The organism is Pelagicoccus mobilis (assembly GCF_016595505.1).
Classification (GTDB): Bacteria; Verrucomicrobiota; Verrucomicrobiia; order Opitutales; family Opitutaceae; genus Pelagicoccus; species Pelagicoccus mobilis.
In genome coordinates this window covers 1-18392 of the sequence record NZ_JAENIL010000061.1, presented here as the reverse complement: position 1 = coordinate 18392, position 18392 = coordinate 1, and the positions used below count along the sequence as shown (strand labels likewise).

Sequence of the window (18392 nt, the reverse complement as noted above, 5' to 3'; positions counted from 1 at the left end):
AGCCGACACCTCCCTGATTCTAGGAGATCAATAATTGGGAGCATGAGCCGAATGCGACAACGATTCGGCTCACAAAAGGCTGTATCCTGAGCCGATTAGAATCGGCTAACCGCCCAACTCACTCAGCAATATCGACCGCCAATAACTGCAAACGAAGAGGCGAATAGTGCATCTGAATAATCGTGAAATCGTCGCGGGTGTTCTGGCTTAATAAACTGAGAAGTTTTTACGCCAAACCCAATGAAACGAATCAAACACCTTACACTCGTACTCTCGATAGCCGCTTGCTCAGCACTCCCTCCAGCTCTGCACGCCCAGACTCCAGCAAAGCTCTTCGCTGAGCTGCCCGAGTATTGTCCAACGCCAGACGCGCTAGCAGTTGCTCCGGATGGAAGCATCACGCTATCGTGCCCCAATTACGCCAAAGGCGGATTCCCTGGAATCCTCGTTAGCATCTCGAAGGACGGAACCGTCTCGAAACTCGCCGACGTTCCTGGAGCAAACGGCAAGGCGTCCGCCCGCCCAATGGGAATCGCCTACGCTCCCGACGGATCACTCTTCGTAAACGCGAACCAAGGCCCCCACGGACGTTTGCTGCGGATGACTTTCAAAAATGGCCAGCACGAGAAAACCGAAGTCGTAGCCAAAGGCCTCAACGGGCCAAACGGCCTGCGCTACAAAGACGGAGCCCTCTACGTGACAATCGCGATGATGCCAAAAGTCGAAACCGGCAAAAATACCGGAGGCGTCTATCGCTTCAAGGAGACCGACAGAAACATTCAGGTGAACAACGACCTCTCGGATCCCAATCTGATTTTCACCGCCGAAACCCAAAACCCGAAGAAACAGTTCGGTCTGGACGGCTTGGTCTTCAACAAAGCGGGAGACTTATTCGTCGGCGACTTCGGCGATGGCACGATTTATAGGCTCACCCTCAAGAGCGACGGAACAGTCGCTTCAAGCGAAGTTTACGCCCAAGCCCCAAACACTGCAGGGGTTGATGGCATCGATATCGACGAAGCGGGTAACCTTTACCTTGCTGGGTTTTCTCAGAACCAAATCCTGAAAGTGGATACAAACAAAGACGTTTCTGTGATCGCCGAATATCCAGATAACAATGGCGCAAACGGAGAACTCGATCAACCAGCCGATTTGATGGTGCACAAGGGACGCCTCTACATTTCCAACTTCGACCTCATGGTTGAAGCGGGAATGAAGAACACCGGACACAGCAAGCCCTACACAATATCAGTAATCGACCTGTCAGAGGTTGAGTAGAGCGTTACGCCAGCACCTCGGCAGGCACTAGCTTTTGGAATGGCTCCATGGATCGGGAACGTGCCCATTCGACCGAACAGTGTAGCATGGTATCCCAATCCTGCTTGATACAAATCACGCCTTCGCGTTCCTCGTCCCAGTCAATCGTGATCAGGTTGAGGCCCTTGCCGAGCACGATTCCGCGCTCCGCTGCGAGAGCTACAACAAAGGGTACCATGGCGAAATCTGGCACAAACAAGTAGTCGAGCTCGTGTACTCGATCCAGAGCCTCACGCGTCACCCGCAAGATTTCACTGGGAGACTTATCGCTAACGCGCCCCATGAAGTTAAGTCGGCCGCTGTGCTCATGAATCATCTCGTGAAAGTACAACTCACGCTCCGCCAGAAAGCTCTCTTCCAAATCGATGGGCGGAGCAACCAAACCAAAGCTCGCTCCCTGCCGTCGACTGCTGATGATCTCGAACACATCCGCCAAGGCCTTCCTCGTATCCGTACTCGCGTAATTGTAGGTCGCGATCGGTCGGTTCACCAAAACCTGCCTCACCCCAGCACGGTGCAAGGTCGCGATATCCCCATAGGACTTGATCGATGGACGACTCCAGATCACGTGGCTACGCACGTTCTTGAGGATCGAGCTAAAGTGGTTTTCAAGGTCGCCGCTCCCCAACATGCTGTGCTCCAGGTTGCCTGACACCTTCGTCAGCATTAAGGAAAGCTGGGAATGAAAACGGTTCGCTTCCGAGCACTCGCTTTCCGTATTCAAAATAATATACAAATACGGCGTATCGTTCTTCGGATCCACCACATAGGTTCCGGATCCACGGGCCGAGACAAGCAGCCCTTCCGCCACAAGCTGACTGACAACCTTATCCGCTGACGCACGTGCAATATTGTACTTCTGCATCAGCTCCATCCGGGTCGGCATTTTCGATCCCGGTGGGTAGACGCCAAGGCTGATATCCTTGGCGATCCACTTCTTAACTCTATCAGTCAGTACTGCCATTGCTTTAGGCAGGAGGGCAACGCTCTGTCGTTGCCGTGATATTTGTGCTGGTGATTTCGGCAACGACGGAGCGTTGCCCTCCTACAAACCTAATACAGTGACCGCTCATACCCGATTCCATCCAAAATCGCCATCATGCGGCGCCCATACTCGACGTAGAGCTCGTAGCTTTTATCCGATTCAGTGTTCACTGCAGACGGATCGTGGAACACTGCCGCCAAGTGCGGCTCGATCGAGATCCCGCCGTCGTAACCGCTAGCCTTCAGATCCTTCATGATCTCGACCACATCCCCCTGCCCTTCGCCCGGCATCGTGTAGACTTCCTTCTCTCCACTTTCTGGTGAATTCGCATCCTTGATGTGAATGTAAGAGACGTGCTGCTTAACCTTGTTGTAGAACTCCAAACTGTTCTGCCAACGTAGATCCGGCGTAGAGTAGTCCTTGTTGAACGGTCCGTTACCGGTATCGAAGACCAACCGAAGTCCCGGAACATTCTCAACAAGCTCGAGCGTGTGAGCCGCACTCATACCGCCGTAGTTCATGCAGTTCTCATGTACCGGAGTCAGACCTGCGTCATTGAAACGCTTTACGATTTCGCGGAGGCGACGGAAACGTTCCTCTTTGTACTGCTCCTCCCCTTCACAACGAGCATAACTCATGATGCGAATTAAGTCCGTACCCAATCGTTGCATACGAGGAATCGCACGCTCGATCTCAGCGATAGTAATCTCGAAGGGATCCAAGATATTTTTCGCCCAATTGCCAATCGCCGAACCGAAGCAATTGATCTTCACACCAGCGTCTTGAAGTTTTCCATACACGACATCAAAGTCCTCGTCAGAGATATCATGAATGTTCTTGCCCGATATGTTACGAGACTCGATGGCGTTCCAGCCGAGCTCCTTAGTGGCCTTAATCTGGCCCTCGATATCTTGCGCCGCTTCGTCTGCAAATCCTGTGAGATACATACTTACTTACCTAACTATCTTAGAAGTTGTTTTGTTTCCCACCAAGGACACGAAGAATCACGAAGTTATGTTTTAATACTTCGTGAGCCTTAGTGAACTTCGTGGGCAAATGATTCATGCCTTTTCCTGGATGGACCCGCTACTTTCCTTCTCCGAAGTTTTTGAAATCTGGTGTCGCTTCCAGCGGAAGTTCGACCACTTGGCCTCCACTTTGAGCCGACTTGTAAATCGCACAAATCAGCTCTACCGGCCTGCGGCCTTCTTCGCAGCCCACGATCGATTCGCGGCCCTCTTCAATAGCAGCGATCGCCTCTTCGAAATTCCGCTGATGCCACGAGAAATCGATCGCGCTCGGATCCGCCGCGCCCTGACCGCCTTGGTCCGCATTCAAGCCGAACTCTTCGAGAACCTTGGCATCGCTTTCACGCTCATCCTTGAAGTCCCAAACCGAGAACTGCTCGTCCACCATGAAGACCGATCCTTCCATACCGCAGATCTGCACCTGCGCCGGATGCCCCGTCTTGGAATAACAAGTCGTCGACCCTTGAATCACCCCACGGGCTCCGTTTTCGAACTCGAGAATAGCGACCGCCACATCCTCAACTTCGATTCGCGTGTGAGCCTCTTGTCCTGCAAATGCCGATACACGCTTCACTGGTCCCATCAAATGCAGAAGCAAGTCGATGGTATGGATCGATTGATTCATCAGAGCGCCGCCACCATCAAGTGCCCAAGTACCACGCCACGCACCACTGTCATAATACTCCTGCGTACGGTACCATTTGATCTGAGCCTCCGCTAAAGTCAGTTGTCCAAAACGTCCTTCATCAATCGCTGACTTGAGCGCCTTCGTTGAAGGATAGAAGCGGCGCGGTAAGATACTGATCAGCTGCGTCACGCTCTCTTCGCAAGCCTTCTTCATCGCATCGATCTTCTCGATGGTCACCTCAAGAGGCTTTTCAACTATCACATGCTTGCCAGCCTTCGCCGCCGCTAGAGCCGGATCCAAGTGAGCCCCACTCGGCGTACAAATGGTAACCGCATCTAGTTCCGGGTGGGCCAAGAAAGAGTCTAGATCCCCATAGCTCGCACAGCCATGTTTCTCACCAAATGCAGCCGCCCGCTCCGGGTTCATATCGAAAGCGGCGACCATTTCTGCATTCTCCATGGCCGCAAAAGCCTGAGCGTGAAACTCCGAAATCATTCCGGTACCAACGACACCAAATCTGTACTGTTTCTTGGACATATCTTAAATTCCTAGGGCTAAATTGGAGGAGGCAGAAATAGGCAAACCATGCTGATTTGCCTGTTTTTATAGTTTTGCCTAAAAACGTATTTCTAGAGCTACCGCGAACTGAGTCCCCTTGACAAGACCTTTCTGAAGCGCTTATTCAAAGCCTTCAGTTGGCAAAAGCTGCTACATTCAATTTGCCTAGTTGCCTGTTTATCCTACTAAAATTAGGCAACTCACAATCCCTCAGCCCCCCAAGACTTAATGAGCCAAGATCGAGCCTCCCAAGAGCTAGAAATGCTTCGTGACGCCAAAAAAGAAGGCGGACTCGCGACCCTCAAAACCTACACGAAACTCTCCGGACCGGGCTGGTTGCAAAGCGCGATCACCCTCGGCGGCGGTTCACTTTCCGGGGCGCTCTTCCTTGGCGTCATCGGCGGCTACGAGTTCATGTGGGTGCAGATGCTCGCGATGATCATGGGGGTCATCATGCTCTCGGCCATCTCCTACGTCACCCTCTCCACCGAGGCCTCCCCTTTCCGCTCCCTTAAGGATAACATCAACCCTGTGCTCGCCTGGGGCTGGCTCATCGCCTCCATGATGGCGAACCTCGTCTGGGTCCTCCCGCAATACTCTCTCGCTTACGCAGCGCTCAGCCAAAACCTAATGCCAGAGGCATTCGCCAACGCCACGGGCGACGGCAGCAAGTACCTCGTATCGATCATCATCTTCGCCATCGTGACTGGCATCACCCTCTGCTACGGCAGCAAGGGTCTCGGCATCAAGATCTACGAATGGACGCTCAAGATCGTGGTCGCCGGTATCGTCATCAGCTTCATGGGCGTTGTCATCAAGCTCGCCACTTCCGCCGAAGACTTCTCCATGGGCGAAGTCCTAGTCGGCTTCATCCCCGACTTCGGCACCTGGTTCCGCCCTGCCCAAACTTACGAAGCATTCCTCGCCACACTCGACCCGGAAGCACGCGACTACTGGACCGAGCAAATCGTATCCGCCCAACGGACACGCCTCATCGGGGCCGCTTCAGCTGCAGTTGGAATCAACATGACCTTCCTGCTCCCTTACTCAATGCTCAACAAAGGCTGGAAAAAGGACCACCGTGGCCTCGCCATCTTCGACCTCTCCACCGGCATGGTCATCCCATTTGTGATCGCAGTCTCCTGCGTCGTGATCGCCGCCGCCTACATGTTCCACGGCAAGCCATTCGAAGGTCTGCTCATCGAAGAAAACGGCATCGTTCAAGTCGACGAAACCAATAAAGGCTACGGAGCTTACTCCGGCATGATCGCCGGCCGCGACTCCGCAGCAGCAGCGAATCCAGATTTCTCCGCAACCCTCAGTGATGGCGAAAAACGCATCGCCGCCCTTCTCATCAACCGCGACACCGGAGCCTTCGCCAACTCCCTCTCAACTCTCACCGAGAACAAGGCTTTCTCTAACACCGTTTTCGGCATCGGCGTCCTTGCTATGGCGCTTTCCACCATTTCAATGCTGATGCTAATCTCCGGCTTCGTCTTCTCGGAAATGCTGGGAGTCCCCCACGGAGGAATGGTTCACAAGGTAGGCATTCTTTGCGGAGGGACAGGTATCCTCTGGCCCCTTCTCTGGAGCGGCGGGTCGAAAGCTTTCCTAGCAATCGTAACCTCCACTATCGGCTACATCTTCCTGCCAATCTCCTTCCTCGCCTTCTTCCTCATGATGAATTCGAAGAGCGTATTGGGAGACGAACTACCACAAGGCGGCAAACGCGTCCTATGGAACGTGCTCATGGGCATATCGCTCATCATCACCGGATCGGCCGCCGCTTACACCGCCACCACCAAGGTGCTCTTCGGATTCCCAATTGGAACCGTAGGCCTCGTTGGCTTCGTAGTAGCCGTCATCGCCGGCCAGATCTACATGGCTAAAAAGAGGTAGGGACGGACCGCCGGGCCGTCCGCAACAACCTTCCAAGTAGGTTCGGCGCTTGCGCCGCACCGCGTTGCAAGATCCAGCTTCCGCGGCTTGCCGCAAGCGGCAGCCCTACTCATCCAACAACGCTCGAATCTCTTTCTCCAGCTCCGCCGCCTTCGCTTCCCCCTCCGCGAGCGAGTACTTCACTCGCTTCATCACCCCTGGATTCCCATGGCCAATATCGTTCATGAGAGCCATATCGTAAGCCTTACGCTGCTGGCTCACGAGCTGGTAAAGCTCCGTCCATCGGGCATCTTCGTCCCGCGTACTCACCCCCGTATCCAAAAGCTCCGAGCCTGACTCTTTACCCAACGCTTCCAATAGCGACTCAGCCATCAGGTAGTGGCCAAACGCATTTGGGTGCACCGGCTCTTTCGGGTAGCACTTTTCCATATAGGCCTCGATTCCTTCTCTTACCGAATACGCCCGGACCCCCTTTTTTCCCTGCCACGTCAGAATCCAATCCGCATAGCGACCAAGCACTTCGTTATAGTCAGGACTCGGTGTCTTGTATCCATAAGGCTCGCCTTCGCTTGGTCCCGGCTTCGGTTTAACACGGCCCGCGTAAGGTGGCGGCGTCAGCAAGATTACCTCGGCTCCCGCTTTTTGAACCTTCCTGACCAGTTTCCTCACTCCTCGCTGATACGCATTAAAACGCTCCTTCGAAAAGGGATGGTAGATCGCGCAATTCATCCCGTAACAGGCAAACACCAAATCTGGCTTCACCCGCTCTAAAACCTTGTCCAGTCGATCATGCACATAGGGGCGCGGATAAGGATGATCCGGCTCGGAAAGCCCTGAAATAGTTTCGCTAGATAGCCCTAATCCCAGAATCTCCGGAGCGTCCTCCTCGTTTAACAGAAACCAAGTCTCCACATAATCCACATAGTGGCCCGCCTGCGTAATGCTGTCTCCGAGAAACAGCCACCTCTCCCTAGCGGTTGCAGAGCAAACGAAGAACAAGGCAGCGACAATAGTCACTCGCTGAACCAGCTTTCGAACGACAGAGGGGCAATGGGAAGTCATGCTGCAATGCACTGCCATGAACGACGCCTCCTGGCAAACCATACCGCCAGCTATGAGTCTGAATACAGCTCGAGTCTTAGCGCTACGCTCATATCAAATGGTCTTCCAACTCGTCGTCTTCGAAGACCTCTTCTGGACGATCCAAGCGTTCAAACCAAACCTGAGTCAGAGCCTCCAGCAAATCCCTAACCTCCGCAAAAGGCTCGGGATTGAGGCGAAAGCGATTCACCGTCCCTTCCTTCACCCTTGTCACCAGTTCAGCCTGCTCCAACACCTTCAAGTGCTTCGAAATCGCCGGAGCTGACATTTCAAACGGCCTCCCCAACTCCCCCACCGACGGACTCCCCTTCGCAATCTCCTGCAAGATTCCTCTCCGCGTCGGATCAGACAAGGCATGAAAAACTCGATCGAGACGCCATTCCTTAACCATTTGGTTAACCTAACTCGAATCAGGAACGCCCGTCAATATCCTTAAATTAACCCTTCGGTTAAATTTTCAAACCCATACAGAATAGATCGTGCCTCCCCCTCGGGTAAGGCGTGGGCGCCATTGTCCCACGCCTCGTCCGGCCTGGTGGCCGGACGCTACCTCAAGAGCTCAGTTCGGCTTAATATTCTGATTCAAGTTGAAGATGTTATCTGGGTCGTACTTCGACTTCACCTCGACCAAACGATCATAGTTCACGCCGAAGCCATCTTTGATTCGATCCGTCTCTTCACCTGTCAGGAAGTTAATGTACACACCGGGGGCAGCGTGCGGCTTAGTCGCAGCGAACAGATCACGGGCCCACTGGATGCAGAACTCGTCGTCACTCGGCTCCTGCCAGCGGCCGTGCATGTTCAAGACCCACTTGGTGTGCCGGTGGCTGTACGCGGTCGCCGTCGGGTCGATCGCATTACAGAATCCTTCGATGTATCCAAAGAAGATCTCGCACTCGGGGCTTGGCAAAGCAGAGGCATACTCGATCACAGTTTCTAAGCACTCATCCGAGAGCTCCGTGAAGTTGTGCGATTTCCAGTAATTGCGGGCACCTGGTGTGAGGAGTGGATCAAACGCCTGCTGCCATCCTGCAAACGGCATTTCACCCGCGTGCACCCCTACCGGATTGCCAAACGATTTTAGCGTATCCACAACCGCCATACCTTCCGCCGAATCACCATTGTGGCAGAGGGCAAGCACTAGCACATCCTTTCCATGTACATCCTCAGGGAGGAACGGAAGCGGCGGGGCTTGGCGGAGCACGACCCAAACTGGAGTTTCGTTCGGAAGCGTCACAGCATACTCGCGATACTTCTGCAGAACACTCATGCGTTCCTCCGCAGGAAACACAACCAAGCCCGCAGTTACCATGCTAACAGGATGAGCTCGGAAGGTCCAACGGGTTACGATGCCGAAGTTCCCTCCGCCGCCTCTGAGCGCCCAGAAGAGGTCCGTATTTTCGGATTCACTCGCTTCGAGCACCTCCCCATCTGCCATCACGACTTGAGCCGAGAGCAAATTGTCGGAAGTCATCCCATGCTTGCGAGTCAGCCAACCGATACCCCCGCCGAGCACGAGTCCACTCACTCCGGTGGTAGAATTGATCCCTAATGGCACAGCCAAACCAAACTCCTTCGTCTCATGATCGATATCGCCAAGAGTCGCTCCCGGACCAGCGGTTACTGTACGGGCAGAGGGGTTAACAGTGACTGAACGCAGATTCGAAAGATCGATCAACATGCGTCCATCCGCGATAGCAGTACCGGCAATATTGTGACCCGCCCCACGCATCGAGATTTCCATCCCGGACTCCTTGGCAAACGCAAGACAGGCCTTCACATCCGCGACGCCCATACAACGCACAATGAGCGAAGGACGCCGATCGATCATGGCGTTCCAAATTTCACGGACTTCATCGTAGTTAGTAGCGTCAGGCAGGAGGATCTCTCCGCGAACGGAGGCTTTGAGCGAATCGATATTGGGTTGGGCAAGCGTGGTCATATTAAGTTGGGTTAAGTGTGATTGCGTTGGAAAAAGCCGCTTAGCCAGCGACTTGAGCGTGGATGTGGTCGACTACGGCGCAGTGCTCGTGCTGGGGTGAGAACAGGATAATCTCCGAGTCCTCTTCCGCCCTTACAGTATGGCCTGCAGGCCAGTAGAAAAGATCACCTGTCTTGGCATATTCCTCACTCCCATCGGAGTAAGAAATCACCATGTGACCTTCGATCATATAGCCCCAATGGGGCGATTGGCACATGTCGCCTTCGAGGCCTTTGAGAAGGCCAGAGATATCGGTTCCGGCTCCCATCGAGAAGTATTCACCGGCCATTTTGCTATAACCAGTGGCATCTCCAAATTCGAGAGCTTGGCGGGCGACAGCTCCAGGAACGTCGATTTTAACAGGCACGTCAGACTTATTGATACGCATGGGGATTCTTTCGTTTTCGAGTTAGAAGTTCGAGGTGGTTGAAATTACCCCAGCAGCCTAGCGCCCAAAGCGTTTGTTAAGCGTTCCATAGAGAGTTTGTTTTGGAAAAATCCCGAATATTTACCGTTCCACCGCTGTAGAACGATTTCCCTGCTTATCCCGAAGCCTTCGCAAACTGTCGGCAGCCTTGCGTTCGAATACCGTTCCGCCTTGAGCACGAGCCAAGTCTAACGCCTCCCGATACAAGGCTTCGCTCTCTTCCGCTGCCTCTCCGCAAAGCTCAAGCAACTCGCCCTTTTTCCGGGCAAGCTCCGCGTTATAAAACGTCTCATCACTCTCCGCCGCCGCACTTCGGTATTGCTCCAGGACCTCCAGTCCCCTCTTGGGCAGACTCATCAACACACAAGCCTCGGCATAATAAACAAGAAACAGAGACAGGCTTATCGTGGGCTTCAAATCTACACAGCGACGGAAGTTCGTCTCAAACAACTCCATCGCCACCGGATCACGATAACGGACCACGCCCATATAGCCTTTGAGCATCTCGCTTCGCACCGCCCAAAAGCCAAGCTGGTGATCCGTTTTCAGGTCGTCGAAACGCTCGATGAATTCAGTGGCCAAGTCATACTCCCCTGCTTCCACAAGAACCTGGGCGCTAAAATAGAGCACATAGCCTTCCGTATGCGGATGCTTCAATTCGCTCCCGATCTCGACCGACCGCTTCACCAACTCGATCGCCTCCGCCTCGCGGCCTTGCACATAGCGACACCATCCCAAACGGCAGACACAAATCGCTTTGGGATCCTGCGCATAAAGCGTCAGGTGGGCATGCAGATCGTCTGGGTCGTAACAATCAATCGAATTCTGCAGCCTGTCCGCAGCCTCCGCAAAATTTCCCAACCAGAAATTGGCAACGCCCAAAACGTACTCCGACTCGACTAGCAACACGTTGTCATTGGTCTCATCATATATCGTCCCCAACAATTCCCCGAGTTCCAGAGTTTTGTGTAACCTGCCAGTGGTGAGATTGTAGAGGGCAAGCGCTCGCAAGACGGGAGGAGTCGTCGACCGATCCAATTGGGAGCACAATTCCTGAGACCGCTCATAAATATGCTGAACCCCAGGAGCATGATATCCGTATTCAGAAACCTGACACGTACCAAGATCCATATTCAGATCCAACTCCAGCTCCAGCCGTTCACGAGAGCTCGGCAATGTCTTCAGTAACGCAAGGGCTTTCTCAAACAAGCGGATCGCCTCACGACTAGCATTCAACTCCTTGGCCAAACGCCCAGCGTTTTGATAAGCGACGATCGCCTTGCTCACTTGGCCTGCCTCTTCGTAGTGAGAAGCAAGCTGAGCAGAGACCGAGTTCAAATCGTCCGCGAAAAACTTCTCTAACACATCAGACGACTTTCGATGCAGCATCCTCCGCTTCGGGGTGCTGATCTGCTCGTAGGTCACCTCACGCAACTTGTCATGAGTAAAGTCATACAAGCCCGCCTCCTGCTCTCGAATAATCCGCTTTTCCCAGAGCTCATCCAATAAGCGTATCGTCTCCTCCTCTTCCGCACCGCTTACATCGAGAAGCATTTCAATCGTAAACGCTCGCCCAAATACCGCTGCGATTCGCGAAAACTCCAGAGCCTCTCCACTCAACTGAGCCAGACGCGTGGCAAACACCGCGTGCACTTTCGGCGGTACCGTCACGAGATCCAAACCTTCATAGGAATCAAGAGATGCCCCTTTTTCGCCCCGCAATCCAGCGCGCACACTCTCCACCACGAACAGCGGATTTCCCTCCGTCGCCTCGTACAGCTGCGAGGCCTCCCGAGCGCTCAACTCTCGTCCGGCCACCCCCGCCGCGATGTCAGATGCCTCCTCCCTGGATAAAGGCCCAAGCAGTATTTCACTCAACTGACCATCCCTGCGTAACTCCAACATCAGATGACGCAATGGGTGATCCTGCGCTAACTCCTCCTCACGAATGGTGCCCGTAATCAAAAACCGCCCTCTCGGAGCAAAACGCAGCAAATACCTCAGCCACTCCAACGATTCCTGATCCGTCCATTGCATATCATCCAGCAACAACATCAGAGGTTCATCCTTCGCCAGAATCACCCGCGACAAGGCCTCAAACAACAGATGTCGCTGCCAATTTCCCTGTTCAGCCGACGACTCCGGCAAATCCGGAAACTCCGAACGGATCTCCGGCATCACCCGAGCAATCTCCGTCAGCCAAACAGGTTCCACCTCCGACAACGAAGGCTTCAAGACGGAAGAACGCATCCATTGGCAAACAGGGGCGTAGGCCAAACGCCCTTCCGCCGAATACGAACGCGTCTTGCAAGTCGCCACCCCTTCTCGAGCCAGCTCCACAAAAAGCTCCTCCGCCAAGCGTGATTTGCCGATTCCCGCTTCACCCACCAATACGATCAAATGAGCCCGCCCCGACTCGGCCTCCGCCCAAGCCTGCTTTAGCGTCTCCCACTCAGCCAAGCGGCCCTGCAAAGGCAACTCCGGCTCGTTCGCAACATTAGTCGACGACTTCCGTTTCGTTTCCAAGGGTTCATCCCGCATCAATTTTCGATGCAGAGCTTCAGTCCGTTCACTTGGAGAAACATCCAGTTCCCTCCTCAGAGCCATTTCGCAATCACGGTAAGACTGTAGAGCTTTCGCCCTGTCACCACTCAGCGAATACAATCGCATCAGCGAACAATACGTCTTTTCCCGAGTTGGTTCGACCTGCCGCAATGTCTGACAAAAGGACAACGCTTCAACATAGTTTCGTTTAGACTCATGGCACGACACCGCCCCCTCTAACGATTGGATGTATTTTCGCCGCAACTCCTCCCTCAATTCATCAGCCCAGGCTTCATAATGTCCGGCCAAAAAATCGCCGCCATAAGCGGCAACCGCTTTCTCAAATTGGATCGTGGTCATCGCCGCATCACCCCGCTTGCACGCAAGCAAAGCCGCAGTCATCGCCCCTTCGAATACATCCACATCCAGATCGACATCACCATCCGTCCTCCACTCGATCGTCTTCGCATTCGCCTCGATGAACGAGTCCGCATCCGGCAGCTTCTTGCGAAGCTCATGAAGCAAGTGACGCAAATTCGTCTTAGCCTGCTTCTCCGTCGAGTCCGGCCAGAACTCGAATGCCAAGCGAGACCGTTGCAAAGCCGTCCCCCGTTTCACGAGCAAATAAGCCAGCAAGCCGCGTAGGCGTATCGTATCGATCGCCGTGTAGGGAGAACCGTCGAGCAAGAGCGAAAACTCGCCCAACAGCCGAACTGTCAGTTGGCGTGGCAAGAAGTGGATTAGAGGCAACCGCAATATCGCCCAACTCCATCCAGAAAGCTAGCCAGAAAACAAGGTAGGGCGTGGGCGCTGCTCCGGTCCAAGTCCGTCCAAGTAATCAACGCCGCTCCAAAACCGCCTTGGCATACAAACGTACCTCAGCAATCCTATACACAATCCAAGATAACATGCCTAAACCACTTACAATCGAAGATTTACGAGGAGACTCTCGAAGCCCAATCATCTTTGAGAGCATCGTTGGCAGCCAGGCGTACGGGACGTCGTTGGAAAGCAGCGATGTGGATATCAAGGGTATCTTCGTTCTTCCCGCCGCCGATTATCTCTCACTTCACGAAGTGCCTCCACAGATTTCGGACGCGAAGGGCGACACAGTTTACTACGCACTGCCCCGTTTTCTCGAACTCGTACTTGGGGCGAATCCAAATATTATCGAGCTGCTCTTCATGCCGGAGGAATGCATAAGTGTTCAAACGCCGGCCTTTGACCTTCTCCAGAAGTCACGCTCGCTCTTCGTTACTCAGAAAGCATACGAGTCGCATATCGGATACGCCCTTGCCCAAATCAAAAAAGCCAAGGGACAAAACAAGTGGGTCAACAATCCACAGCCGAAAGAACGCCCCAATATCGAGGATTTCTGTTGGTTCATTCCACGAGATGACAAAGACCAGATGCCCTATCGCCCCAAGACTCTAACGGAGTCAGGCATCAACCTTAAACACTGCCACGTCGCCGCACTCGAACACTCCCCATCGATGTACCGCCTCTACCACTACGGTCCACAAGCAAGGGGTGTCTTCCGCGGTGGCAAACTCGCTTGCGAACCCATCCTAATTGAGGACGAAATGACCAAGTGTATTGGCTTGCTCAGTGTAAACGAACAAGCCCACGACCGAGCCGTTCGCGACCATGCCAACTACTGGACCTGGAGAGAGAACCGAAACGAAGCTCGCTGGGAATCTCAGGAGAAAGGAGAGACTGACTACGACGCCAAAAACATGATGCACACCTTCCGCCTCCTCCTCAGCGGAAAGTCCATCCTCAAAACAGGAGAACCCAGAGTTCGCTTCGAGGGCGATGACCAGCAATTCCTCCTCGACATCCGCCAAGGCAAATTCGCCTACAACGACCTCATCACACACGCTGAACAACTAGTCGAGGAACTAACAACACTCAAAGCTCAGAGCACCCTCCCAGAGGAGCTCGACTTCGAAAAAGCGGAAGCTCTTCTCAAAGAAGTCACGAACACATGGGAATCTAGTTTTAACCACAGATAGACTCAGATCGAATCTAAAGACTTTTCTTCAGAACATCCCCAAAAATCTGCGTAATCTGTGGTTCAAAAAACTCGCTCAATGATCCAACAAATAGAAGACACTATCCGACAACTTGAAGCAGAGCGAAACATCGAAGTGCTCTTCGCTTGCGAATCAGGCAGCCGAGCATGGGGATTCGCGTCTCCAGATAGCGACTACGATCTACGCTTCATCTACGCTCACCAAAAGGATTGGCATCTCCAGCTACAAAAGCGAGATGACTACATAGACCTCATGCTCCCTAACGACCTTGATCTATCCGGCTGGGAACTCGCCAAAATGCTTCGTCTCTTCGCTACCTGCAACCTCGCTCTCAACGAATGGCTTGGCAGCCCGGTTATCTATTGGTCACCGAAGTCCTTCCAAAACGAACTCCTGAAATTGATTCCAGCTTTCTTCAATGCAAAGAAAGCCATGCATCACTATCTCAGCATGGCCAAGGGCGTGGCAGCCGATCATTTCGATGGTCAGCAAATCAAGATAAAGAAGCTCTTCTACATCCTACGCCCCCTCTTCGCCTGCCTTTGGATCGAGAAGCACCAGTCCATGCCTTCAACGGTCTTCCAAGACATGCTCACCCCTGACCTAGCTTCAGAAGACGTTCTCGAAGCGATCGCCAAAATCCAAAAGCAAAAGGAAACCGCTGCGGAGGGCTTCATCATCGAAGCCCCGGACGTAGTTAAAAACTGGATCGACCAAACCGTCGCCGACACCCTCCCCGCCGGCACCAAAGAAAAAGCCAGCTGGGAACCACTCAACGAGCTCATGCTCAAGTGGACGCCAACTGGCTGAATCTTCAGAAGTTTTACGGAAAGATCGAAAAGCCCCTAGTCTTTGGCCCAAACAACATTCCCATCTCTTAGGAAGAAGTGACTCAAACAGCCTCTCTTTCTCCAAACGGAAGGTATGATACTAACACCCCCAAACCAAGTCACGTTCATGCTCCAGCATGGTCGACTCTGAGGAAGCAGATTAAGGTAGATCACCTCCTCACATCCACAAGGACACACAAACGCTAAAGACCAAGGTCCATTCTGGGCTTCCTGGAGATATACACAACCAGACCTAAAGGATTCTGGCCAGTCATCTACATAGGTAAGCTCTCCAAAGGAGGGACGCCTGAATAGACGCCCCGTCAATAACTTGAATCGAACTAAGTCACGCATAGCTCTGCGAGCTGAGGGATATCCAACAACGGCAAACAATCACCTCTCCCCGCACGCTTAGCGAGACGAGGACAAGGCAATTCATGCCGGATAGTCTGCATATATGTATTCACCTGGCATATACATATTTCGTCATGACGATCATCATCACGATAACCATGCAATCTAGCCAAGCACTCGTTCACAGCGAGCGAAGCATACAGGCTATTCACTCCAGCTACTGCCGGACTTTCGACATGAGCGTTAGCAACATAACCCTCCCCGCGCCTAGCTTCGTATTCGTCCGGATTTCTTCTAAGACACGACTGAGCATCTATCAACTCTGCCGAAACATGCTTACGGCTTAGAAGCGAAGATCCATCTGGCTGAAGGTAGTTCACCCTTCCAACGACATGGGTGACTCCTCCTTCACCATCCGAGTGCAAGGACACACCTATATCGAAGTACGGAATGTTATAAAACACAGCGATACGATTGAGCAAATCGCGACCGTCATGAGAGTCCATACATCCGAAGACGATGTCGCAGTCAGCCAGAGCTTCGACGACTTCAACATTCATCAAGTCAGACGCATAGGTAGAGACAAGGGTTGAGAAGCCCATAGCTTCCACCGCCCTCTTCTGAACCTCTACCTTTGAAACTCCAGCCAACGCATCCTCTCGAGTAGCGTTAGGGATTCTATTCAGGTTCTTCAACTCTACAACATCGGGATCCACGAAGACGAGCTCACCCACCCCGTGGCGACCGAGCAACTCGCATACCCAAGACCCGGTACCTGAGCACCCCACGACACCGATCTTTAATCGACGAAGCAGCGAGACAGTACCAGCCCCAAATGCCTGTGCAGTTCTTAGTTCCTGCTCCCGAACAATAGCTTCCTCGATTCCGAAGACTCGAATACGATCCCCAGCAACAGATATTCGATGTAGATTCTGAAAACCCGCATTCGATGAAACCCTACCGAACATTACTCCATCCGGCAACATCACCAAACTACCGTTGGGCAAATCACCCGTCCAAGACTTGAGTGACTCAAACAACTCCTGATCCGAGAGATCATCAACCGGAGAGAATTCTGAGTAGCCACCTGGATGAGAGTGAACTTTGACTATAGAGAGCCCCTTCCCCATCGCTTTCTCAAGTAACGGTACAGCAAGCTCCATCGGCCACTGCACCCGATCCTCAGATCGAACACACGACTCATGCGGAATCTCGAACACCTCGTGAACCGTCAATGCAGTTCGTGCACTTCCATTTCTGTGACCGCAAAGAAGCAGAGCAACCGCTTCGAATCCATCACCTGGATACAAGTGATCTCTGATTCGAGAATGCTGTTTCCCTGTCAGGCGTAGTGAGAGTTGTGTCGCACTATTCATTACGCAGCCCTCCTTTCCAGCTCACGCGCGAACCATGCACGCGCCAGCAATAGATGAGTCACCACACTGTATTCAGGCTTCCAAGGATTCGCCGGAGTGTAATGCCGTGACCATCGCTGGAACGACCTACCATCAACTATCTCAGAATGCTGAGTCGCGGGTATCTGATTCCCAGAATTCAACTCAAGCCGAGGACTTACCCACACCATATCAAGTTGACCCGAGGGATAACCAGGAGGAATAGAAACAGCGACAGTTGCTATTTCTTGGCGGTATCCTTCGGGTATTGAAAAGCCATGGACCATGAGCCATCTCTTGCCTCGGATACCCAAAATGGTTTCCCACTCGAATCCACCAGCATCAAGCTGGTCGACGTCGTCTTCAGGAAGAGCGAACTCCTTTCGGAGTTCGCCCTCAGTCTGATCAACAGGAAGTGTCATTAAACGCTCAAGGCCGGGAGTCGTGAGATCCACGACATCATCCGGCCCTACAGTAATAACACTTCCTCTTATTTTTTGATTAAGGAGCCATCTATCAGGATCCTTACCAGCGCGAGTCAGAATCACCCTTCCAGTGAGTTCTGTCTCTCGAGTTTTGAAAAACTCGGTATCGACGCGATAACGGTAGACTCTGCCACATGGCAGCTTCTTACCGCGTTTCGCGTGTTCTTCTAGATCGATGACTTCGTCGTCATCGTTTTGGTGCGGTTCTTCAACCATAGCTAAATCAACTTTTAGAGGCATCCGCGTTGGCGCTGCCTTTTGTTTAGTGTTGATTCCGGCTCGACTGAAGCTACGTTGAAGATTCGACACTTTAACACGCTCCGGTCTTACCGGTGTTTGTTGACTTTAGGCCGTCACCTTTGCCGAGGTGGCGGCCTTTTTCGTAATCGACTAGGGCACATTACTCACCTTGCGGCAAGCAAAAAGTTCCCACTATATTGCCCTGTCTTTACCGTTCCCACTTTGGGAACTTTAAAATTCCCAAAAAGGGAACATTGATCTTGCATTATAAGTCTCATTCTGATGAAGAGAGCCACTAACGTATTCAATGCGTCTCACCGGTACCGACAAAATCGATCTCTTCACCAGAAAGCACGCCAACTCAAAGGACGCCCTCCGAACATGGCGAGCCGAAGTAGAACGAGCAGAATGGAAGACGCCACAGGACATCAAGGACCGCTATAGATCCGCTGATTTCCTTTCTAACAACCGAGTCATCTTCAACATCAAAGGCAACCACTACCGTCTTGTTGTGAAGGTTCGCTATCAAAACGGAATCGTTCTCGTCGAATGGGTAGGCACACACGCCGAATACTCGAAGAAACG

At 52.8% G+C, this 18392-nt stretch carries 16 protein-coding genes; 5 read left to right on the top strand and 11 right to left on the bottom strand.

Annotated features, from left to right (window positions below; genetic code table 11):
* Nucleotides 1-240 precede the first annotated feature (240 nt).
* Nucleotides 241-1278, top strand: coding sequence for an SMP-30/gluconolactonase/LRE family protein (locus JIN87_RS23550; RefSeq protein ID WP_200358206.1), 1038 nt, complete (start codon nt 241-243; stop codon nt 1276-1278).
* 4 nt (nt 1279-1282) lie between these two features.
* Here JIN87_RS23550 and JIN87_RS23545 read toward each other — a convergent pair whose 3' ends face one another.
* The 3 genes from JIN87_RS23545 to JIN87_RS23535 all read right to left on the bottom strand — a co-directional run bounded on the left by JIN87_RS23545 (nt 1283) and on the right by JIN87_RS23535 (nt 4495).
* Nucleotides 1283-2281, bottom strand: coding sequence for a GntR family transcriptional regulator (locus JIN87_RS23545; protein ID WP_200358204.1), 999 nt, complete (start codon nt 2279-2281; stop codon nt 1283-1285).
* 89 nt (nt 2282-2370) lie between these two features.
* Nucleotides 2371-3249: a sugar phosphate isomerase/epimerase family protein gene (locus JIN87_RS23540; RefSeq protein ID WP_200358202.1), complete on the bottom strand. Its 879-nt coding sequence runs from the start codon at nt 3247-3249 to the stop codon at nt 2371-2373.
* 139 nt (nt 3250-3388) lie between these two features.
* Entirely contained in the window at nt 3389-4495 is a 1107-nt protein-coding gene (locus JIN87_RS23535) for a Gfo/Idh/MocA family protein (protein WP_200358200.1), read from the bottom strand.
* 249 nt (nt 4496-4744) lie between these two features.
* Between JIN87_RS23535 and JIN87_RS23530 the strand changes: the two genes are divergently transcribed.
* Nucleotides 4745-6415, top strand: a complete 1671-nt coding sequence (locus JIN87_RS23530; RefSeq protein WP_200358198.1) for a divalent metal cation transporter — start codon at nt 4745-4747, stop codon at nt 6413-6415.
* 105 nt (nt 6416-6520) lie between these two features.
* On the opposite strand, the gene JIN87_RS23525 is transcribed toward JIN87_RS23530, so the two are convergent.
* The 5 genes from JIN87_RS23525 to JIN87_RS23505 all read right to left on the bottom strand — a co-directional run bounded on the left by JIN87_RS23525 (nt 6521) and on the right by JIN87_RS23505 (nt 13200).
* Nucleotides 6521-7495: a GDSL-type esterase/lipase family protein gene (locus tag JIN87_RS23525; protein WP_200358190.1), complete on the bottom strand. Its 975-nt coding sequence runs from the start codon at nt 7493-7495 to the stop codon at nt 6521-6523.
* Between the two features lie 70 nt (nt 7496-7565).
* Nucleotides 7566-7907 carry an ArsR/SmtB family transcription factor gene (locus tag JIN87_RS23520; protein ID WP_200358188.1) on the bottom strand — a complete coding sequence of 114 codons (342 nt, stop codon included), beginning with the start codon at nt 7905-7907 and terminating at the stop codon, nt 7566-7568.
* Nucleotides 7908-8075: 168 nt separating this feature from the next.
* Nucleotides 8076-9458: an FAD-binding oxidoreductase gene (locus tag JIN87_RS23515; RefSeq protein WP_200358186.1), complete on the bottom strand. Its 1383-nt coding sequence runs from the start codon at nt 9456-9458 to the stop codon at nt 8076-8078.
* Between the two features lie 40 nt (nt 9459-9498).
* Nucleotides 9499-9885: a cupin domain-containing protein gene (locus JIN87_RS23510; RefSeq protein WP_200358184.1), complete on the bottom strand. Its 387-nt coding sequence runs from the start codon at nt 9883-9885 to the stop codon at nt 9499-9501.
* Between the two features lie 120 nt (nt 9886-10005).
* A complete protein-coding gene (locus JIN87_RS23505; protein WP_200358182.1) occupies nt 10006-13200 on the bottom strand; it encodes an ATP-binding protein in 3195 nt (1064 codons plus the stop codon).
* 176 nt (nt 13201-13376) lie between these two features.
* Between JIN87_RS23505 and JIN87_RS23500 the strand changes: the two genes are divergently transcribed.
* Together JIN87_RS23500 and JIN87_RS23495 are read left to right on the top strand one after the other, a co-directional pair.
* Nucleotides 13377-14483 carry a DNA polymerase beta superfamily protein gene (locus JIN87_RS23500; RefSeq protein WP_200358180.1) on the top strand — a complete coding sequence of 369 codons (1107 nt, stop codon included), beginning with the start codon at nt 13377-13379 and terminating at the stop codon, nt 14481-14483.
* Nucleotides 14484-14561: 78 nt separating this feature from the next.
* A complete protein-coding gene (locus JIN87_RS23495; RefSeq protein WP_200358178.1) occupies nt 14562-15314 on the top strand; it encodes a nucleotidyltransferase domain-containing protein in 753 nt (250 codons plus the stop codon).
* A 35-nt stretch (nt 15315-15349) separates the two neighbouring features.
* Here JIN87_RS23495 and JIN87_RS29105 read toward each other — a convergent pair whose 3' ends face one another.
* The 3 genes from JIN87_RS29105 to JIN87_RS23485 are packed head-to-tail and all read right to left on the bottom strand — an operon-like array spanning nt 15350 to nt 17783.
* Complete coding sequence (locus JIN87_RS29105) at nt 15350-15688, bottom strand: ubiquitination-like system serine protease family protein (protein WP_378924258.1); 339 nt, start codon at nt 15686-15688, stop codon at nt 15350-15352.
* Complete coding sequence (locus tag JIN87_RS23490) at nt 15676-17064, bottom strand: ThiF family adenylyltransferase (RefSeq protein ID WP_200358176.1); 1389 nt, start codon at nt 17062-17064, stop codon at nt 15676-15678. The genes JIN87_RS29105 and JIN87_RS23490 overlap by 13 nt, the downstream gene beginning before the upstream one ends.
* A complete protein-coding gene (locus JIN87_RS23485; protein WP_200358155.1) occupies nt 17064-17783 on the bottom strand; it encodes an E2/UBC family protein in 720 nt (239 codons plus the stop codon). The genes JIN87_RS23490 and JIN87_RS23485 overlap by 1 nt, the downstream gene beginning before the upstream one ends.
* Nucleotides 17784-18114: 331 nt before the next feature.
* Here JIN87_RS23485 and JIN87_RS23480 point away from each other — a divergent pair.
* Nucleotides 18115-18392: type II toxin-antitoxin system HigB family toxin (locus JIN87_RS23480; protein WP_200358154.1), on the top strand; the 278-nt coding region annotated here is incomplete at its 3' end.